This window comes from Cyclobacterium sp. SOCE241, assembly GCF_056867545.1.
Map to the genome: position 1 here is coordinate 5654712 of NZ_CP149779.1, position 19033 is coordinate 5673744.

Annotated in this window: 17 protein-coding genes and 3 pseudogenes; 9 read left to right on the forward strand and 11 right to left on the reverse strand. The window is 37.0% G+C overall.

The window, feature by feature from the left end; all coding sequences use genetic code 11:
* Positions 1-427: 427 nt before the first annotated feature.
* Positions 428-2320, reverse strand: a complete 1893-nt coding sequence (serA, locus tag WG932_RS28760) for a phosphoglycerate dehydrogenase (RefSeq protein WP_014021049.1) — start codon at positions 2318-2320, stop codon at positions 428-430.
* Positions 2321-2579: 259 nt separating this feature from the next.
* On the opposite strand from serA, the gene WG932_RS28765 reads away from it, so the two are divergent.
* From WG932_RS28765 to WG932_RS28800, 8 genes are all read left to right on the forward strand, one after another.
* Positions 2580-2783 carry a hypothetical protein gene (locus WG932_RS28765; RefSeq protein WP_014021050.1) on the forward strand — a complete coding sequence of 68 codons (204 nt, stop codon included), beginning with the start codon at positions 2580-2582 and terminating at the stop codon, positions 2781-2783.
* 122 nt (positions 2784-2905) lie between these two features.
* Positions 2906-3190: a DUF983 domain-containing protein gene (locus WG932_RS28770; RefSeq protein ID WP_483086191.1), complete on the forward strand. Its 285-nt coding sequence runs from the start codon at positions 2906-2908 to the stop codon at positions 3188-3190.
* Between the two features lie 128 nt (positions 3191-3318).
* Entirely contained in the window at positions 3319-3981 is a 663-nt protein-coding gene (locus tag WG932_RS28775) for a TetR/AcrR family transcriptional regulator (protein ID WP_157466749.1), read from the forward strand.
* Positions 3978-5693 (forward strand): peptidase domain-containing ABC transporter, encoded by a 1716-nt coding sequence (locus WG932_RS28780; protein ID WP_014021053.1) that lies wholly within the window; start codon positions 3978-3980, stop codon positions 5691-5693. Before WG932_RS28775 ends, WG932_RS28780 begins: the two co-directional genes overlap by 4 nt.
* Before the next feature lie 4 nt (positions 5694-5697).
* Positions 5698-7053 (forward strand): HlyD family secretion protein, encoded by a 1356-nt coding sequence (locus WG932_RS28785; RefSeq protein ID WP_014021054.1) that lies wholly within the window; start codon positions 5698-5700, stop codon positions 7051-7053.
* Entirely contained in the window at positions 7050-7793 is a 744-nt protein-coding gene (locus WG932_RS28790; RefSeq protein WP_483086192.1) for a hypothetical protein, read from the forward strand. Before WG932_RS28785 ends, WG932_RS28790 begins: the two co-directional genes overlap by 4 nt.
* Entirely contained in the window at positions 7759-8448 is a 690-nt protein-coding gene (locus WG932_RS28795; protein WP_483086193.1) for a TolC family protein, read from the forward strand. Before WG932_RS28790 ends, WG932_RS28795 begins: the two co-directional genes overlap by 35 nt.
* Positions 8445-9485, forward strand: coding sequence for a phosphatase domain-containing protein (locus tag WG932_RS28800; RefSeq protein ID WP_014021056.1), 1041 nt, complete (start codon positions 8445-8447; stop codon positions 9483-9485). The genes WG932_RS28795 and WG932_RS28800 overlap by 4 nt, the downstream gene beginning before the upstream one ends.
* A gap of 132 nt (positions 9486-9617) precedes the next feature.
* Here the strand turns inward: WG932_RS28800 and WG932_RS28805 are convergent, their stop codons facing one another.
* The 3 genes and pseudogenes from WG932_RS28805 to WG932_RS28815 all read right to left on the reverse strand — a co-directional run bounded on the left by WG932_RS28805 (position 9618) and on the right by WG932_RS28815 (position 12316).
* Positions 9618-9827 carry a response regulator gene (locus WG932_RS28805; RefSeq protein ID WP_483086194.1) on the reverse strand — a complete coding sequence of 70 codons (210 nt, stop codon included), beginning with the start codon at positions 9825-9827 and terminating at the stop codon, positions 9618-9620.
* Positions 9828-10358: 531 nt separating this feature from the next.
* A pseudogene (groL, locus tag WG932_RS28810) lies at positions 10359-11985 on the reverse strand (chaperonin GroEL).
* Between the two features lie 52 nt (positions 11986-12037).
* A complete protein-coding gene (locus tag WG932_RS28815; protein WP_014021059.1) occupies positions 12038-12316 on the reverse strand; it encodes a co-chaperone GroES in 279 nt (92 codons plus the stop codon).
* 229 nt (positions 12317-12545) lie between these two features.
* Here WG932_RS28815 and WG932_RS28820 point away from each other — a divergent pair, with 229 nt between their 5' ends.
* On the forward strand, positions 12546-13259 hold the full coding sequence (locus WG932_RS28820) for a hypothetical protein (protein ID WP_014021060.1): 714 nt from the start codon (positions 12546-12548) through the stop codon (positions 13257-13259).
* Positions 13260-13309: 50 nt separating this feature from the next.
* On the opposite strand, the gene WG932_RS28825 is transcribed toward WG932_RS28820, so the two are convergent.
* From WG932_RS28825 to miaB, 7 genes and pseudogenes are all read right to left on the reverse strand, one after another.
* Complete coding sequence (locus WG932_RS28825; protein WP_014021061.1) at positions 13310-14299, reverse strand: sterol desaturase family protein; 990 nt, start codon at positions 14297-14299, stop codon at positions 13310-13312.
* A 159-nt stretch (positions 14300-14458) separates the two neighbouring features.
* On the reverse strand, positions 14459-14827 hold the full coding sequence (secG, locus tag WG932_RS28830; RefSeq protein WP_014021062.1) for a preprotein translocase subunit SecG: 369 nt from the start codon (positions 14825-14827) through the stop codon (positions 14459-14461).
* Positions 14828-14842: 15 nt separating this feature from the next.
* On the reverse strand, positions 14843-15043 hold the full coding sequence (locus WG932_RS28835; protein WP_483086195.1) for a hypothetical protein: 201 nt from the start codon (positions 15041-15043) through the stop codon (positions 14843-14845).
* A 163-nt stretch (positions 15044-15206) separates the two neighbouring features.
* A complete protein-coding gene (locus tag WG932_RS28840; RefSeq protein ID WP_483086196.1) occupies positions 15207-15614 on the reverse strand; it encodes a hypothetical protein in 408 nt (135 codons plus the stop codon).
* Positions 15615-15725: 111 nt separating this feature from the next.
* Positions 15726-16240: pseudogene (locus WG932_RS28845) on the reverse strand (LptE family protein).
* Positions 16241-16243: 3 nt separating this feature from the next.
* Positions 16244-17554: pseudogene (locus WG932_RS28850) on the reverse strand (sigma-54 interaction domain-containing protein).
* Positions 17555-17568: 14 nt separating this feature from the next.
* Entirely contained in the window at positions 17569-19029 is a 1461-nt protein-coding gene (miaB, locus tag WG932_RS28855) for a tRNA (N6-isopentenyl adenosine(37)-C2)-methylthiotransferase MiaB (RefSeq protein WP_149393885.1), read from the reverse strand.
* Positions 19030-19033 lie beyond the last annotated feature (4 nt).

Genomic DNA, 19033 nt, shown 5'->3' on the forward strand with positions numbered 1-19033 from the left:
ATTATCCACGCCAAACATCAATTGCCAAAGGTTTTAAATTAATAAAATAATTTCTTAATACAATTTTTTGTAGGCTGTTTTTAAAAGATAAAATAAGCGGTTAAGGCATAGCTCTTTCTATAGTCATGGAGCAAATACTGGAAGTCTAGGTTTGAGGTTTCCTCATATTGATTGTATATTTGCATTGTGGTTCGGGTCAGCGACATGTTCAAACTTCACAATTGATTAATATACCGAGTGAAGCGCATTTTCAAAACCAGGCCTCATCTTTCTTTGGAAAGACCTCGTATCATTTATGATGCAGGATAACAGTGGAAGGTTGCGAGAAAAGCGCAGCTCAAATCTTGTTTAACTGGAGGTTTGTAACACTCCATGATTCGGACCATATTTAAAAGGGGGACTGCTTGTCAGTCCCCCTTTTTTTGTCTTAATACAATACTCTAAATCGGATGGTGCCTTGTATGGCTTTCAGTTCGTCTATTACCTTACTACTATAAGCCTTGTCAATATCCGTAATGACATAACCAATTTTTTCATTGGTTTTTAAATATTGACCCACAATGTTTATATCAAAAGCTGCCAAAACGTTATTTATTTTAGCCATGATGCCCGGCTCATTATGGTGAATATGTATTAGCCTGTGCGCATCGTGCAAGAAAGGCAACTGTATATTAGGGAAATTTACACTATTGTAAGTATTTCCTGTGTTGATGTATTCAATGATTTTTCCCGGTACAAATCGCGCAATGTTTTGCTGAGCTTCCAAAGTACTTCCTCCTATATGAGGGGTAAGGATAGTATTTGGCAATCCTTTCAAGGCCGATTCGAAAGGTTCTGAATTGTTCTTAGGCTCTTTAGGAAATACATCTATTCCTGCCCCGGCCAGATGACCGGAATTTAATGCATCTCGAAGTGCAGCAACATCCACCACATGCCCCCTACTTAGGTTAATAAGGTAGGCACCTTTTTTCATTTTCGCGATTTTTTCTTGGTCTAGCAAAAGTTCATTTTCCTTTCGGCCGTCCACATGCAATGAAATCACATCGCAAGTTTCGAGAAGCTCGTCTAAAGAATCTACTTTCGTGGCATTCCCTAGGGCAAGTCTTTCTACCAAATCATAATAATATACATTAAGGCCCATGTTTTCGGCCAAAACTGATAATTGTGACCCAATATTGCCGTAACCTATAATGCCTAGTTTCTTACCCCTGATTTCAAAACTTCCATTGGCACTTTTATTCCATTTACCTTCATGCATTTTGGTGGTCTTTTCTATCATCCCACGCATTAAGAAGATTATCTCTGCAATCGCAAGTTCCACAACTGATCTGGTGTTGCTAAAGGGTGCATTGAATACAGCAATCCCTTTTTCCTGACATGTTTCCAGATCAATTTGATTGGTACCAATACAGAAAGCACCTATAGAAATAAGCCTGTCTGCATTTTCTAAAACCTTTTTGGTAACCTGAGTTTTAGAACGGATGCCCAGAACAGATACTTTTTTTATTTTTTCAGCAAGTTCTTCCTCTGAAAGTGCGGAACTGATGACTTCTACATTGTAGCCTTCTGCTTTCATTAACTCCACTCCTATAGGGTGAACATTTTCCAATAAAAGCACATTGATTCGACTTTTTGGATAAGAAAACTTTTTATTCATTTTATTCACATAGAGAATCTCATCTAAGCTAGGGGCAATATGGTCAGCTTTTGAAGAAACTGAGGGCCTATGAATATTTTCCGTAAAAGCATAAAATTTATTGGCAACACCTGAAGCTTTGATTTCATAATCCGTGTATCCATCACCGATTACATAAATGTCACCACTAAGATTTAACTTCTTGATTGTTTCAGGCTTTCCATTGTTTTTAGACAAAGGATTGTCTTTATTAAAACCGATGATTTTACCCGATTCGTCATAAACAAATTCATTGGCAAAGACATTTTCCGGTTTGATACCATAACTGGTCACGATAGGACTGACAAAATCTTTAAAACCATTGGAAATGATATAAATGTCAGCTCGGTTTTCAAGCAAAAACTCTTTGTTTCTTTGGAATGAATCTGAAACCTTTTTCTTTAATTCAGAAATCAATTCAGAGATTTGATCTTTGTTGGCATTCAAAATCTCTACCCGCTTGACAAGGCTCTCTCTAAAAGTGAGTTTACCTTCCATTCCCTGATCAGTAATGTCCTTTATTGATTGTAGCTTTTCAGCTTTGGCCGGATCATCTCTAAGGCTAATTTCACCTAAAATATCCAAAGCTTCTACCTTTGTAAAAGTGCTGTCAAAATCAATAATAAACTTTTTGGTGGCGGTCATTTTTAAGCAATTTTTTATGAGTTGCAAAATTAATAGATTATCGGGGAAATTTTAATTATTAGGATAAAATAACTTGTGAACATTTCAAGATCTCCCTAACATTTTTAACTACTCATAAATTTTAATTCATTTCAGTTTAGAAATATGAAACCTTTTGCTTCACAAATCGATTTTAAAAAGAAAAGAAATTAACTTTGAGTGACAGCTTCTAGCGAAGAGGATAACAAACAGTATTTTCCCGATTTTAAAAATTTTCCGAATGCCTTTAGCAATAGACAATATAAGAGTAGGCCGAGTTTATAAACTTGTAAACTTTGGGGAGATCAGGTATTTGGAAGTTATGGAAAGGACAGGCAGGGAGAATTTCAAAATGAAAGATTTGGATACCTTAGAGCATTATGAACTTGAAGAGTTATTGCGCTGGGGGAAAGGGAAAGATTATGATTTGGACGAAGTACGCTAATTAATTGATCAATGAATGAAAATAATAGCTTAATAGGCGCCATCGCAAAAGCCAAATGCCCGAAATGTAGGAAAGGTAACATCTTCCCTGTCTCGGTGTTTAGCTTTCGAAAATTATCTGATGTGAATCATAACTGTCCCAATTGCGGTGCAGAACTCGTTCCAGAACCGGACTTCTATTATGGAGCCATGTACATTAGTTATGCACTGTCCGTTGCATTGTTTGTGAATGTTATGATTGTTCTAAATTATGTTTTTGACGATCCTGACCTTATGGTTTATATCCTTTCTGTCGTGTTTTTCAATGTGCTATTGCTGCCTATTATGCTCAGGTATTCTAAAGTGCTTTACCTGTATTGGCTAGGCGATATCTCTTACCAAGAAAATAAAAATAACCCGGTTCAATAAACCCAATTTTTCAACATTATACCTCAACCTGTACAGGCATAAGCTCCCGGTTAGTTAAACTTACAAGAAATAAGTTTGATGTGTTATTGTTGAATAAAACTTACTTATAGTTTGCTATGCATCGAATAATGAGAAATATTATTATACCTGTAAGTCATGATATTTTCATTAAGGATCCATTAAGTTCAGCACTAGGGAAGAGAATTCTCAAGGAAAGCCTTGCTTTAATTGAAGTCAAGGGTATCGAAGCATTTAATTTTAAAATGCTCTCGAGTAAAGTTGAGTGTACAGAAGCTGCGATTTATAGGTATTTTGAGAACAAAAACAAATTGTTGTTGTATTACATCAATTGGTATTGGGGCTGGCTAGAATATAACCTAGTTTATTGCACAGCTAACTTAGAAAGTCCTGCTGATAAATTAAAAATGGCCATCTCTCTCCTTGTGGAAGGCCCATTATACCAAGAGAATCAATACTTAAACATTCACTCTCTTAATAGAGTTGTGTGGGAAGAATCGAACAAATCTTTTATGATAAGGGAGTTAAAAAGTGATACTAAAAGTAAAATGTTGCAACAGTTTTATGATTTTAGTGAACGGCTAAAAGATTTGATTATCGCTTACAAGCCGGATTTTCCCTTCCCAAAAGTATTGGTATCGACACTTATTTGGTCAAGTATTCTGAATACATTTAGCCAAAGGCACATGGCTGACTTAATTGAAGAAAATTTTAATGGACAGAATAAAGTAGATTTTTATTACAATATGGTTTTTAATTCGCTTAAAAGATGAATGAACAATTAATTAATACTCCTCTAAAACGATTTTTTAGTTTGTTAAAGAGTGAGAAGAAAGAGATTTATGCCATCTATTTTTATGCTGTACTCAACGGTTTGGTCTCCTTGTCCTTACCCCTGGGGATTCAGGCAATTTTAAACTTTATTTTAGGAGGGAGGCTTACCACTTCCTGGGTCATATTGGTTATTGTGGTTGCGCTAGGTGTGATCTTTGGTGGCTTTTTGCAAGTAAGCCAACTGTACTTATCAGAAAAATTACAACAAAGGGTGTTCAGTAAGTCAGCCATTGAATTTGCTTACCGGCTACCAAGGTTAAAGATGGAGGCTTTGCGAGGCAATTATGCACCTGAATTGGTCAATAGATTTTTTGATACCATTAATTTGCAAAAAGGACTTTCTAAACTGCTAATAGATTTTAGTACAGCGTCTCTCCAAGTCTTTTTTGGTTTGATTTTGCTCGCAATTTACCACCCGTTTTTTATCATTTTCTCCCTTGTTTTGGTTCTTACCATTTATTTGATTTTTAAATTCACTAGTCCAAAGGGGATGAAAACCAGTTTGAAGGAATCATCAGCAAAATATGCCTTGGCTTATTGGTTAGAGGAAATAGCTAGAACTTTGGAAACATTCAAACTTTCTGGTTTTTCTTCCTTGCCTTTTAAAAAGGTAGACGAACTGGTGAAAGAATATGTCGATTTCCGAAATTCACATTTTGCAGTATTGATTTTTCAGTTCAAGTCATTGATTGCTTTTAAGGTGCTTATTGTGGTGATTTTATTGGTGGCAGGTAGTTTACTGCTTTTGAATAATGAAATAAGTATTGGTCAGTTTGTAGCAGCAGAAATCATTATTGTGCTTATCATAAATTCGGTAGAAAAGATAATTCTAAGTTTAGAAACAGTATATGATACGCTTACAGCCACAGAAAAACTTGGGCTCATAATGGATATGGATCTAGAAAGGTCCACAGGTAAAGCAAATGTATTTAATGAAGATATGTCAGGCCTAGCTTATGAGTTTAGAAATCTTAGCCTTCAATCTATTGATAAAAAGTATGCGATTCTCAATAATGTCAATTTACAGATCAGAGAAGGAGAGAAAGTAGTGCTTACAGGGTCAAGTGGAGCCGGGAAAAGTACCCTGTTGCAAGTTATGGCCGGATTGATGGAAGATTATCAGGGGAATGTTATAGTAAATAAGTTGCCAATGGATACTTTGTCTTTAGAAAAGCTGAGGTCCATGATAGGAGATAGTCTGTCTAGGCAATCTATTTTTCATGGTACGATAAGGGAAAATATTACGGTAGGCAAAGAAGGAGTAGACGAAACGAAATTGAGAGAAGTTTTAGAGATTGTGGGGCTTAATGATTTTGTTTATCGGCTGAAAGATGATTTGGAAACTGTACTATTACCGGAAGGTAAAAACCTAAATAATTCACTCATAAGTAAAATAGTATTGGCACGTAGTTTATGTTTTACGCCCAAATTACTATTGTTGGAAGAAGAGCTCAATTACTTAAGTAAAGAAGAATCTGAGAAGGTTTTTGATTTTATTTTTTCCGGTCCGTGGACCTTAGTCTTGGTGTCTAACAGAAAAACTCTTTTGAACAAAGCAGAAAAAATTGTAGTGATGGAAGCCGGAAAAGTTGCCTATGAAGGGAATTATTCCGGCTATGAATTTTACCAAAACAACTTGAAAAACCGTTGATCATATGTTAAATATTTCTAGAAATTCGATCAGGGAATTAATTGATCTCGATTCTTTTGAAAGTTACGGGTTGACACTTTCAAGTAACCAAAGCAGAAGAAGGATAAGAATTTTATTGTATTTGCTGATGGCCGGTTTTGTTAGTCTCTTTTTACCTTGGACTCAAAATTTCCGGTCTAAAGGTACCGTTACGGCTTTAAAGCCTGAACATAGGCCTCAAACCATTCACTCTGTCATCCCGGGGAGGATTGAAAAATGGTACGTCCAAGAAGGACAATTTGTGGAAAAAGGGGATACCATACTTTATCTCTCAGAAGTTAAAGAGCAATACATGGATCCGGACTTATTGGACAGGACACAATTGCAAGTAGAAGCCAAGGAGTTGTCTGTGAAATCCTATGAAGAAAAAATTAAAGCCCAACAACAACAGCTTTCGGCTTTGGAGCAGAACAACAAACTGAGAAAAGAACAAGGGCAAAATAAACTTAGGCAAGCTAACTTGAAGGTTCTTTCTGATAGTATCATGCTGGAGGCTGAAAAGGTGAATTTTGCTGTGGCGGAAAAACAATACCTCAGAATGGAAAAGCTATATGAGGAAGGCTTGAAGTCACTAACAGACCTAGAAACAAGGAAAATAAAACTTCAAGAAGCTAAGGCAAAAACCTTAAGCGCAGAAAATAAATTACTGGGAAGCCGAAATGAATTTATTACAGCCCAAATAGAGCTGAATGCAATTGATAATGATTTTAAGGATAAGTTGGCCAAGGTAAATTCCGAAAGGTTTACAGCGCTTTCAGGGCAATACGATGCCGAGGCTGGTGTCAATAAATTAAAAAATACCCTCACCAATTATACGGTGCGGTCAGGGATGTATTATGTGCTAGCACCCCAATCCGGTTATATAACCAAGGCCATTCAGGTAGGTATTGGAGAAACCATTAAGGAGGGGGCTGAGATAATAAGTATCATGCCCCAAAATTATTCTTTGGCTGTTGAAATTTATGTTGACCCTATAGATCTTCCTTTGGTGAAGCTGGACAGTAAAATAAGATTTATTTTTGATGGCTGGCCGGCAATTGTCTTTTCAGGTTGGCCAGAGCTGTCCAATGGAACATTTGGGGGCACAGTCATGGCAGTAGACAATTTCACCAGTGCCAACAATAAATATAGGGTTTTGGTGGTTCCAGACCCGGATGAGGAACCTTGGCCGGAGGCTTTAAGAATTGGTGCTGGTGCTGATGGGATAGCCTTACTGAACGATGTTCCTGTCTGGTATGAAATATGGCGACAAATGAATGGGTTCCCACCGGATTATTACACCCTTCAGGAGTCAAAGGAATTGAAAAAACAGACGAAATGAGAAATAGCTTAAGTTTACTTGGACTGTTGATGGTTTTGTCCTCGTCTTTAAGTGCACAAGACAATCGGCTTTCCTATGACCAATTCATGGAATGGGTGAAATTATATCATCCCGTTGCGAAACAAGCGGATTTACTATTAGATCTTGGAACACAAGAAGTGAGAAAAGCCCGAGGGGGATTTGACCCTTATTTATATGGGAGTATTGATGAGAAACAGTACCAAGAAAAAGAATATTACAATAAAAAAGAGGCAGAGCTTGTCGTTCCTACCATTGCAGGAGTTGAACTTCATGGTGTTTTCGAGAAAAATCGTGGTGCTTACCTAAACCCGGAGCATAATGTACCGGATAATGGACTTTATTCTCTAGGGGCCTCAATCAATGTTGGTAATGGGCTATTGATCGATAAGCGCAGAGCAGCAATAAAACAGGCCAAGATTTACAATAAAGCAACTCAGGAGGAGAGAAGACAAAGCCTAAACCTCTTGTACTATGATGCTACGGTGGTTTACTGGAAATGGGCTGGCGCTTTTGCTGATTTAAAAGTAAATGAGAAAGGCCTGAGAGTGGCTAAGGAAAGATTTGAAGCTGTAAAAGGCAGTTTTGAGCAAGGAGATCTTCCGGCTATTGATACGTTAGAAGCTTATACGCAGGTATTGAATCGAGAGATAAAATTTCAAAAGGCAGGCTATACTTTTTTCGAGCATGCAGGAATTAAATGTTTACCTGTGGGACGCTGATCAAAACTCAATAGATTTATCCCCTTCAATAGCCCCTGATCCCCTTGTAGGAAGCAATGAGTTGACATTGGACGAGGAGTACATCAATCAGGCTTTAATCAATCATCCGGAGTTGCGCATGCTAGATTATGACCTGGCATATTTAAATATAGAACGAAGGTACAAAGCAGAGCAGTTAAAGCCAAAAATTAAATTGAAATACAATTTTTTAACTGAAACTCTTGGTGGATTAGAGCAAGTAGGGTTTTATGAAAACAATTATAAATTTGGTATACAGGTTTCTACTCCTTTACTGTTGAGAAAAGAAAGAGGAGATTTAGGCATGACAAAGGTGAAAATCAAAGATGTAAATTATAAAAGAGATCTGAAGCTTGAGCAGTTGGCTGCAAAGCTTAGAAAAGTTACCAATGAATATGATGTACTAAATCGCCAATTAAGTTTTTTGTCTCAAAATATTAAGGGCTTGGAAACATTGTTAAGAGGGGAGAGAATGAAATTCGATATGGGAGAGAGCTCATTATTTTTGATCAATGCCAGAGAAAAAAGTTTATTTGACTCTCAGCTGGTTTACAATAGTGTATATGTAGACCTAATCATAGCCTATTCAAAAATCAGGACTGCAGCTGGCCTGGGATTTGAGGGGTATGGACTATGAAGCAATTTTATGTGTTAAGAGGGTTGACTTGGCCCTTTAGATACCTATTTTCTTTATTGAAAAGAAAATTGGGTAAACTTGATGTTTTACGTATTGAAGTTTTTGTGGTATTAGGCAATGACACACACCTTTTTGTAAAAGGTCGTGTGGTAGAAGCCTATAAGCAAAGCAGGCCCTCAGACAAGCAAAATGTTTTTCACAATATTCTCGCAACCTTAAGAAGGTATGCGGGAAGTAGTGTGCCTGATGCTAAGATTGAGTTAAGTTTGGGAGACCGGAAAATTATTTTGATAACGGATGAGGAAGGGATTTTTGAGCGGTATCATAAAATTGGCAATGAAAAGGAAAAAATGGCCAATACTGTTCAATTTTCCTTAGTTGAAGAGGAAGGGTTGAAAGCAGAAAAGAGTTTTATAGAGAAGAGTGTATTAAGGTTTCAAAAGACTTTTCCAAGGGCGATAATTTCAGACATTGATGACACCATCATTATATCCAAAGCCACAAATATTCAAGAAAAATTCTGGCTTTCGGTTTCCAAAAATGCTTATACCAGGAGGCCATTTCCCGGGGTTAGTGGTTTTTACCGGTTATTGTCTTCCAATGGTGATTACCCGGTGTTTTATGTTTCAAGTAGCGACTGGAATCTTTTTGACCTGATAAAAGATTTTATGAACTATAGAAACATCCCCAGAGGTCCAATACTATTGAAAGATCATCACATGAGTTTAAGGAATATTTGGAAATCCGGTGGAGGGAGTCATGTGCATAAAGTAGATAAAATATCATTTCTGATGAATTTTTATCCCAAGCTAAACTTTGTCCTTATTGGGGATAGTGGCCAACATGACCCTGAAATTTACGCTGAAGTCATTCAAAAATTTCCGGGTAGGGTAGAGGCAGTGTATATCAGGCAAGTTGGGGCTGTGGATGAAAGTAGGGAGGAGGAATTAAATGCCTTGCTTCCGGCCAATAAAATAGCATGGGTTCAAAACTCTACTGAAGCCATTGAACATGCAAAGCAACACTTGGGCTTATAAAGTGAATTCTCTTTTGAAGATTTAGAAATAAAACACTTTTATAGTTTCTAATTAAGAAAAGGCTTAAAAAGCCATCTCAAAGCTACCTAATCTTTAAAAGATTAAGAGAAGGCCAAGAAACATCCTGCTACCTTACAATAAAGAATTAAGTTTTTCGTGTGTCAATGGTTTTTCAATAAAACCGCTGACAAAAGGGAACTCCTTGGATCTTTGTCTGTCTTGAAAATCTATGGAGCTAGAAAGCATAATGATACGATCTTTCCTTCCATTTTCAAGTTCCAAATATTGGCTTAAAAAATCCCAACCATTCATAACAGGCATATTAATGTCAACAAGAATCAATAACTTTTTTCCAATTTTGGATCCTTGAGGTATTGAAGTGCCATTTCAGCCTCTAAAAATTCAATGGTTTTAGGTGATAGATTTAATTTGTTGATTAACCGTTTATTGATCAGATTATTAATAGGGTCATCATCAATTAAAACAATTAAATCGAATGGATACATTGATATATGAATAAAAACTTTTCTCTCTCTCGTTCTCTTACACCGGAAATTTAACACTATAATTCCACTATTAAAATAAAGTGTGAAATTTTTGACAGCGGAATAGCGTCAAAATTCAAAAATAAATTAAATAATCACCTGATTTTCTATTCCTTAATTTTATTAAAAGTTTTTAGTTTTATTTTCATTCATTATTGCCCTGAACGGAAAAAACAATAATTAAATCGTCTTATTTAAGATTCCGGAATTCCTTTTAATACAATTTCGGGCTTTGAAACGGACGATGGGCTTCTCTTTAAATTTCTTAAATTATATAAAAAAAGGGAAGCACATGTGCTTCCCTTTATAAGTTTTAAAGAAAATGGGATTACATCATTCCACCCATTCCTCCTCCACCCATTGGAGGAGCAGCTGGAGCTTCTTCTTTAATGTCTGCTACCACACATTCGGTTGTCAATAACAATGCAGCAATAGATGCAGCATTTTCTAAAGCGAGACGAGTTACTTTAGTAGGGTCAATAACACCTGCTTTTAATAAGTCTTCGTAACTATCGGTTCTTGCATTGTAACCAAAATCTCCTTTAGAATCTTTGATTTTATTGATAACTACAGAACCTTCACCACCTGAGTTAGAAACGATTGTTCTAAGTGGAGCCTCAACAGCCTGTTTGATGATGTTGATACCGGTATCTTCGTCTTCATTAAGACCTTTTAGATTTTCAAGGACTACAGACGCTCTGATAAGTGCTACACCACCACCTACAACTACACCTTCTTGTACAGCTGCTCTAGTAGCGTGAAGGGCATCATCAACTCTGTCTTTTTCTCTTTCATTTCCACTTCAGTGGCCGCACCAATGTAAAGAATAGCAACTCCGCCTGATAGCTTAGCTAATCTTTCTTGAAGTTTTTCACGGTCGTAATCAGAAGTAGTTTTTTCTATTTGAGATTTGATCTCATTGATTCTAGCTTCAATTGCTGATTTTTCACCTGCACCATTAACAACAGTAGTGTTGTCTTTGTCGATGTTTACTTTCTCAGCAGTTCCTAGGTAATCAATGGTAACATTCTCAAGCTTGTAACCTCTTTCTTCAGAAATCACGGTACCTCCTGTAAGAGTAGCAATATCTTCTAACATTGCTTTTCTTCTGTCACCGAAACCTGGAGCTTTTACAGCTGCAACTTTCAGGGCACCTCTAATTTTGTTTACTACCAATGTAGCCAAAGCTTCACCGTCTACATCTTCTGCGATAATCAACAATGGTCTACCTGACTGAGCAACTGGCTCCAACACAGGTAGCAATTCTTTCATTGCAGAAATTTTCTTATCGTAAATAAGGATGTATGGGTTTTCCAATTCAGCCTCCATTTTTTCAGTATTGGTGGTGAAATATGGAGAAAGGTATCCTCTGTCAAATTGCATACCTTCAACAGTTCTAACCTCTGTCTCAGTACCTTTAGCTTCTTCTACAGTGATCACACCATCTTTACCAACTTTTTGCATAGCATCTGCAATCATTTCACCGATTTCAGAGTCATTGTTGGCAGAAATAGTACCTACTTGTGCAATTTCTTTAGAGGTAGAGATTTCTTTAGAGGCAGCTCTTAACTCAGCAACAATTGCTTCTACAGCTTTGTCAATGCCTCTTTTTAGATCCATTGGATTTGCGCCTGCAGCTACGTTTTTGATACCTACAGAAAAAATTGACTGTGTCAATACAGTGGCAGTAGTGGTACCGTCACCCGCATCGTCAGCAGTTTTAGAAGCTACTTCTTTTACCAATTGAGCGCCCATGTTTTCTATAGCGTCTTCTAGCTCAATTTCTTTGGCTACTGTCACACCATCTTTAGTAATGCTTGGAGCGCCAAATTTTTTGTCCAAAATTACATTTCTGCCTTTTGGTCCTAGTGTTACCTTAACTGCATCAGCAAGAGCGTCAACTCCTTTTTTAGACGATCCCTTGCGTCGGTATTGAAAAATAATTCCTTAGCCATTTTTAAAATTTTTTTAATTTAAATTAATTCAACTTAATTATTAGACCTGTAATTAAAGAATAGCGAAGATGTCCGCTTCTCTCATGATCAAATAATCAGCACCTTCTACAGAAAGCTCAGTGCCGGCGTACTTACCATACAAAACAGTGTCGCCTACTTTTACAGTCAATGGCTCATCTTTTTTGCCATTTCCTACAGCTACTACTGTACCTTTTTGTGGTTTTTCTTTGGCAGTATCAGGGATATAAAGGCCTGAAGCCGTTTTTTCTTCTGCGGCAGCGGGTTCTACCAAAACCCTATCTGCTAGAGGTTGGATGTTAACTTTAGACATGTGATTTAGTTATTTTTAAAGTTTGATTTCTATAATACAAAATCCTTATTTACACTTTCTGTGCCAATCCATTATTTTACTTTTTTACTGACATAAAGTCTTGATTAGGCTTCAATCCTGTCAGGCCGGTCAAGAAAAGAATTTTGTAGTCCTGTCATTTTTGCGGTTGGGTGTTGCTAATCCTGACATATTTACGTATTTTATTTGAAAAAATTTAAAGTGATAAAATATGAGAAATTTATCAGACAACTGGATAGCTGAAGGCTTGATTGATTTTGAGTATAAAAAATATTTGCTTTTGGCCTATCTAAAGGAAGTTGAACGTGAATTCAAGTCAGTAAAACTTTACCCACCTCTGGCAGAGTTAATTTCGCATTACCAAAAACTTCAAAATTTTGATGCGAATAGAAATCAAATCAATTCAAAATTCCCTAAAGAAATTCAGTCAATTGATCTGAAAAAAGTATCCATTAACTATAAAAGTAAAACCGAAGATGATGAAACTATGAAAGAACTGGCAAGTATAATTAACTATGCTTTGCCTCAAATAAAAAAACACATTGAAGAGGGGAAAAGTATATATGATTTCATTGAAAATCAGTTGGAGATAGAACCAGTGGGACTATCCGCTCTTTACCAGAAAGAGGGTTATGCATTGGTCTCTAATGGTTACTCTAAAGAAATATTGGTGTACCGGTACAAAATTAATTTGTTTCAAAATAATTTGGACAAATACAGGGGCATTGCTCTCAAATTTATTGCTGCCATCAAGAAAAGTGTTACCAAAACCTGCAATCAGATAAAATTGGATTTGATCAAAAATTTCAAAGACCTGCCAAACCCGTCCACATGGCGTATTGTGTCAAAAAATGCTATTCCTTTGGAGCAAAGCTTACTGCCTATAAGCAAGCGCTTGCTACTTAAACATGTTGAAATAGAATAAAAAAAGGGAAGACTAGCTTCCCTTTTTTTATTCTATGTGTTTGATTGTTTCTAATCTTCCTTTTTCAATAGTGAGTTTTCATTGGAAACCAAAATTGGAGTAGGACTACTTTTTGCAGTACTTTCAACCGTAGTTTTTTCCTGAACGCCTTCTTTTTCTGCTTGTTCCCTCAATTCTCTGTTTTTGATCACCTCATCTCCAGGCTTACCGAACAAGATTTGATAAACTTCTTTAGAATCTTTTGCCTTACGGATATCTTTCACAATGTCCACCCATTCATGAAACACCAAATAAACAGGGTTGTATGAAGTAACAGGTTTGGTGATGCCGTAGGTTGGTCTTTCTCTCTCTTCCATAAAGGTTCCAAAAATCCTGTCCCAAATGATAAAAGTGGAGCCGTAATTTTTATCTAAATAATGCTCGTCGCTTCCATGGTGAACCCTATGGTGGGATGGGGTAACAAAGAAGTATTCAATTGGCTTAGGAAGTTTATTGATGTATTCAGTATGAATCCAGAATTGATACAATACGGCCACTTGGTGACAGATAAAGAAAACGAATGGGTTGAAGCCCATTAGCATTACAGGTACAAAGAAAATAATTTTAATGTGTTGGGTCCAGCCTAAACGGAAGGATACAGAGAAATTATACTTTGCAGAGTTATGGTGGGTAATGTGTGTAGCCCACCAGAAACGTTGCTCGTGAGTGACCCTGTGGGCCCAATATCTGGCCAAGTCAATGGCAAAGAAACAAAAGATAAATGACCACCAGGTGGCAGGGATTTTCCATGGTACAATGTTCCAACAAAACAAGGCTACACCAAAAGTGAAGGCCTTGATCAATGCACTAATTCCTACATTCACCAGTCCAATAGTGGAGGCTGCCAAGAAATCTTTTTTATCGTAAGTGTCCTTTTTTTGATATAAGCTGATGCCCCATTCTATAAAAACCAATAAAAACATCACAGGAGCGGCCCATAAAATGACATTAGGCCATTTATCAGCGCCTAAATCTTCCAGACTTAAATGATTTTCAAACATAAATATAAACTTTGAGTTGTTTTTTTAGGATTTTAAAATGTCAATTTAATCATATTCCCGCTCATCTTCAATTTTTGTATCCTTAAATAATATTAAAATTTCAAATAAAAAAGGCCTGTTGATTTCAACAGGCCTTAAAATTTCGGTAAACAGAATTACTTATTCTTCAGTATCGGGGCTTGTTTCTTCTGTAGCATCTTCTTCATTTCCTTCAGCAGGCAAAATGGATTGGTCGTCAAAGGACGGAGTTAGAATTTGTTTTTGGGCATTCTCTACATTTGGAGAAGAAAACCCTGAGGAGCTACTGCTCTCGTGAAAGGCAGAAGAGCCCAGTGATAAAGCCAAAATTGCAATGGCTAAAACCCATGTAGCTTTTTCTAAAATATTCCCTGTTTTGGTGACACCCATGATTTGTGAGGCACTTCCGCCAAAAGCTGCTCCTGCACCCCCTTTAGAATTTTGACCTAAAATGACCAAAATTAATAAAACGGCCAAAACGATGATGATACTTATGATTACTGTAAACATGCTTGTTATATTATTTTATTCTCTTAACTTCTCAATTTGGTCTGCAAAGTAAGCCCTTTTCTTTGGAAAGTTCAATATTAATTTTTGATATATTTCCACGGCCTCATTTTTTTTGTTTTGCTTGACCAATAATTTGGCATAGGATTCTGAAAGCATACTGTGATTTAAATGAGTGCTTTGTTCAGACAAGTCAGGCAATGCAACAGACTCATCCAATTTATCTTTGGTGAGGCGAATAGGTTTCTCCTTAAATTCATCAATTAATTTTTGCTGGGCCTTTTTGTTTTTCTTCGTAGCAGGCTTTTTTGGCTTTTTATTGCTTTCCGTGGTAGGTTCTTTTTTCTCAACCTCTTTTTCTAGGACCGGACCTCCTTTTTTTTTACTTGCTCTTGGTTGTTCGTATTGGATGAAGGAGCTGTTTTTTGATTTTCTTTAAGTTTTCCTCTAATCGCCTTAAAATTTCATCTCTTTTCGGTCTGGAAGTATTATCCGTAACCACTTCTTCTTTCTGAGTATTTGTTTTTTCAGGAAATGGAGGCGCTGAAGGGGCTATTATTTCTTTGGATTCACTATTTTCATCAAGTGCTACCGGAGGCGTTTCAATTGGATGGTGTTGTACAATAGGTGAGGTTCCTGTTAGTAAGCTTTTCAATCTTTTCCTATCCGGACTAACTACGGCTGCCCAATGAAGCAAAGTTTTGGAGGCTCCTGAAGCTTTGTCCCACTCATATTTAGCAGCAAGTACTTTAGGCGCTAAAAAGTAGGGATACTTCTCTTGAAGTTTCAATGCTTTTTTAAATCTGCATTTTCAAGATTATCGGCCTTACTTATTAAGTCTAAAAATCCTTGAGCGTTCACAACGTTTCTTTTTAAGTGTAGATGTTAAATTTAACAAATTTTACCAATTGGCCACAGTGGAAGTGAAAATATCCTGTATGATACCTTCAAAAATAGTTTCTACCAATTCTGATTCAACTTCCAAGAGAGTGGTGCTGCTTGGGTCATAGTCCTGAAAATAAGAGAAGGTTTTTTCGTGTTTTCTTCTTCGTTTTTTGTGTTGACAAATTCTACTTCCACTCGAATGGTGACACGCATTTGACCGGCCCTATCAGGTTGATTCGCGTTGGTACTGGAAACTGTTGCCTGAGGACTGATGGTATAACCCGTAATAGCCCCTGAAAATTGCAGGTCACCATTATTCTGTATCAATTCCAGTTGTGTGTTTCGTTGGAAATAATCCTTTAGGTCTTCCGTAAACAATTGCCCCATATTGGCAGGCCCTCCTCCTGAATCATTGAAGAAATTAGCGACCGAGAAAGTATTCGTAACATTATAATCAAGTGTGGTACCTGTAAAACTGTATTCTACTTTACAGGCTGAAAACAAGACTGTTAAACAAAAAAGTATAAGCAGATTTTATTGAATGTCATATTGTTTGATCTTCCGATATAATGTCCTTTCTGAAATGCCCAAATCCATCGCTGCATATTTTCTTTTATTATGGTGTTTTTTAGGGCTTTGGTAATTAATTCCTTTTCCTTTTTCTCCAAAGAAAGTGAATGATCATCTTCCTCGTGTATAATGTCTTCAATGATATCCTCCTGATAATTTTTTCTTCCAATCTCTGCTTCTTCCTTTATTTCTTTTTTTGCTCCTAAAGATTCCAAAACAAGCGGTAGATTTTTGGATGGTGTGTTACTCTCTTCATACTGGTTGGTTGATTCCATATCATCAAAAAGATTTTGATGTTTTTTCATAATGTTTTGGTCCAGTCCTCCAGAATGATAGGATTCTAAAATTAATTTTTTAAATCTGTCATGTCCTTTTTCATGTCAAAAAGGACTTTGTACAAAATCTCTCGCTCAGAAAAGTCAGAAAATGATTCTTTCTTATCATTTTTCCCTTGAATTGATGCCGGTAAACTGCTTTTTCCTTAGGTAAATACTTGATTAGCGTTTCTGCATCAACTTCCCTTTCCTGCTCCAATAACGAAATTTGCTCGGCTAAATTTTTCAATTGCCGGATATTTCCAGGAAAAGGGAAGGTTAAAAGTAAATCTCTGGCATCTTGGGAAAGGGTAATGGGTTTTACCAAGTATTTTTCAGAGAAATCGGTAGAAAACTTCCTAAATAGCAAGGCGATATCTTCTCCTCTTTGTCGTAAAGGTGGGACAAAAATGGGAACAGTGTTTAATCTATAATACAAGTCTTCCCTAAATTTCCCTTTTTCTACTGCATTTAATAGGTTGACGTTGGTGGCTGCAATTACACGAACATCCGTCTTTAATACTTTTGAAGAACCAACTTTGATAAACTCACCATTTTCTAGCACACGCAATAAGCGGGCTTGGGTGCCTAGAGGCATTTCCCCAATTTCATCCAAGAAAATTGATCCACCGTCTGTGACTTCAAAATAACCTTTTCTTGCCTCGTGAGCACCGGTAAAAGAGCCTTTTTCATGTCCAAATAATTCAGAATCAATCGTTCCTTCCGGTATGGCCCCGCAGTTTATTGCTATGAATTTGCCATGCTTTCGTTTGCTCAGTGCATGAATAATTTTAGAAAAAGATTCTTTACCACTGCCACTTTCACCGGTTACCAATACCGTCATTTCTGTAGGTGCAGCTTGCATGGCTACCTGAATGGCATGATTTAATAATGGACTATTTCCAATTATCCCAAACCTTTGTTTAATACTCAAAATTTCTGAAGCACTGATAGAGATCATGGTTTTGTTATTTATCAATTGATGATTTCTCCAAATAAGGTAGCAGAAGTGCAATCCGTGATTTTCACCTTGACATAGTCGCCAATCCTCAAATCACCTTTTGGAATAATCACCACTTTGTTTGCTGAATTTTTCGCTTTTAACTGTTCTGTTGATCTTTTGGAAATCCCTTCCACCAGTACTTCTTGGATTTGGCCTATCTCTCTTTTATGTCGCACCATAGATAAACTACTTTGTTTATCTATGATCTCTTGCAACCTGCGTTTTTTTACTGTTAATGGAATATCATCAGGATATTTTTTCGCTGCCAAGGTGCCGGGTCGCTCTGAATAATAGAACATATAAGAGAAATCATATTGAACAATGTCCATTATGCTGAGAGTATCTTGATGTTCTTCTTCTGTCTCTGAACAAAAACCTGCGATCATGTCGGAAGATATGCCACAATCCTCACCCAGAATTTCACGTATTTTCTCAACCCTGTTGAGATACCAGTCGCGATCATAGGTCCTATTCATCAATTCCAAGATCCTGCTATTACCACTTTGCACAGGTAAATGAATGTATTTACAAATATTGTCGTATCGCTGCATGGTATACAAGACCTCGTCTGTGATATCCTTGGGATGAGAGGTAGAAAATCTGACCCTAAGTTTTGGGTTAACTTTGGCAACCATTTCCAACAAGTCAGAAAAATGAACAACTTCACTAATTTCTGCCTCTTTTTTATTGAGCCTGGCTTTATTGTTTTCTTGAGGAGACCACTTGTAACTGTCTACATTCTGCCCCAGAAGGGTAACTTCTTTGTACCCATTGTCAAATAATTCCTGGGCTTCTTTGGTTATCGAATAGGGGTCACGACTCCTTTCTCTGCCTCGGGTAAAAGGGACTACACAAAATGAACACATATTGTCACAGCCCCTCATGATAGAAATAAAGGCACTCACACCGTTTGAGTTGAGGCGAACAGGAGAAATATCGGCATAGGTTTCTTCTCTGGATAAAAAGGTGTTGATCCCTTTTTGCCCTTCTTCGACTTGCCCAACCAGATTGGGTAAATCACGGTAAGCATCCGGCCCTACCACCATGTCAACCAACTTCTCTTCCTCTAATAGCTTTTCTTTCAATCGCTCTGCCATGCATCCCAATACCCCAATTTTCAATTCAGGATTGGCACCTTTGATTTGGTTAAATTGACTTAACCTTTTGCGGACAGTCTGTTCTGCCTTGTCCCTTATGGAGCAGGTATTTAGAAATATGACATCTGCATTTTTATAATCTGAAGTTGTATCAAATCCTGTTTCTTTCATGATAGAGGCGACAATCTCACTATCTGAAAAATTCATTTGACAACCATAGCTTTCGATGTACAACCGCCTCGATTTACCTGTATTTTCTTCAGCTGTTACCTTAAAATCACAGGTTTTTGCCTCCTCCCCACTGATGATATCGATATCTTTAATAATATTTTCCATGGAC

Bases quoted from the DNA above. Each gene is read 5' to 3' on its own strand.
- serA (WP_014021049.1), bottom strand. From the start codon at position 2,320: ATGACCGCCACCAAAAAGTTTATTATTGATTTTGACAGCACTTTTACA.
- WG932_RS28765 (WP_014021050.1), top strand. From the start codon at position 2,580: ATGCCTTTAGCAATAGACAATATAAGAGTAGGCCGAGTTTATAAACTT.
- WG932_RS28775 (WP_157466749.1), top strand. From the start codon at position 3,319: ATGAGAAATATTATTATACCTGTAAGTCATGATATTTTCATTAAGGAT.
- WG932_RS28780 (WP_014021053.1), top strand. From the start codon at position 3,978: ATGAATGAACAATTAATTAATACTCCTCTAAAACGATTTTTTAGTTTG.
- WG932_RS28785 (WP_014021054.1), top strand. From the start codon at position 5,698: ATGTTAAATATTTCTAGAAATTCGATCAGGGAATTAATTGATCTCGAT.
- WG932_RS28790 (WP_483086192.1), top strand. From the start codon at position 7,050: ATGAGAAATAGCTTAAGTTTACTTGGACTGTTGATGGTTTTGTCCTCG.
- WG932_RS28795 (WP_483086193.1), top strand. From the start codon at position 7,759: ATGCAGGAATTAAATGTTTACCTGTGGGACGCTGATCAAAACTCAATA.
- WG932_RS28800 (WP_014021056.1), top strand. From the start codon at position 8,445: ATGAAGCAATTTTATGTGTTAAGAGGGTTGACTTGGCCCTTTAGATAC.
- WG932_RS28815 (WP_014021059.1), bottom strand. From the start codon at position 12,316: ATGTCTAAAGTTAACATCCAACCTCTAGCAGATAGGGTTTTGGTAGAA.
- WG932_RS28820 (WP_014021060.1), top strand. From the start codon at position 12,546: ATGAGAAATTTATCAGACAACTGGATAGCTGAAGGCTTGATTGATTTT.
- WG932_RS28825 (WP_014021061.1), bottom strand. From the start codon at position 14,299: ATGTTTGAAAATCATTTAAGTCTGGAAGATTTAGGCGCTGATAAATGG.
- secG (WP_014021062.1), bottom strand. From the start codon at position 14,827: ATGTTTACAGTAATCATAAGTATCATCATCGTTTTGGCCGTTTTATTA.
- miaB (WP_149393885.1), bottom strand. From the start codon at position 19,029: ATGGAAAATATTATTAAAGATATCGATATCATCAGTGGGGAGGAGGCA.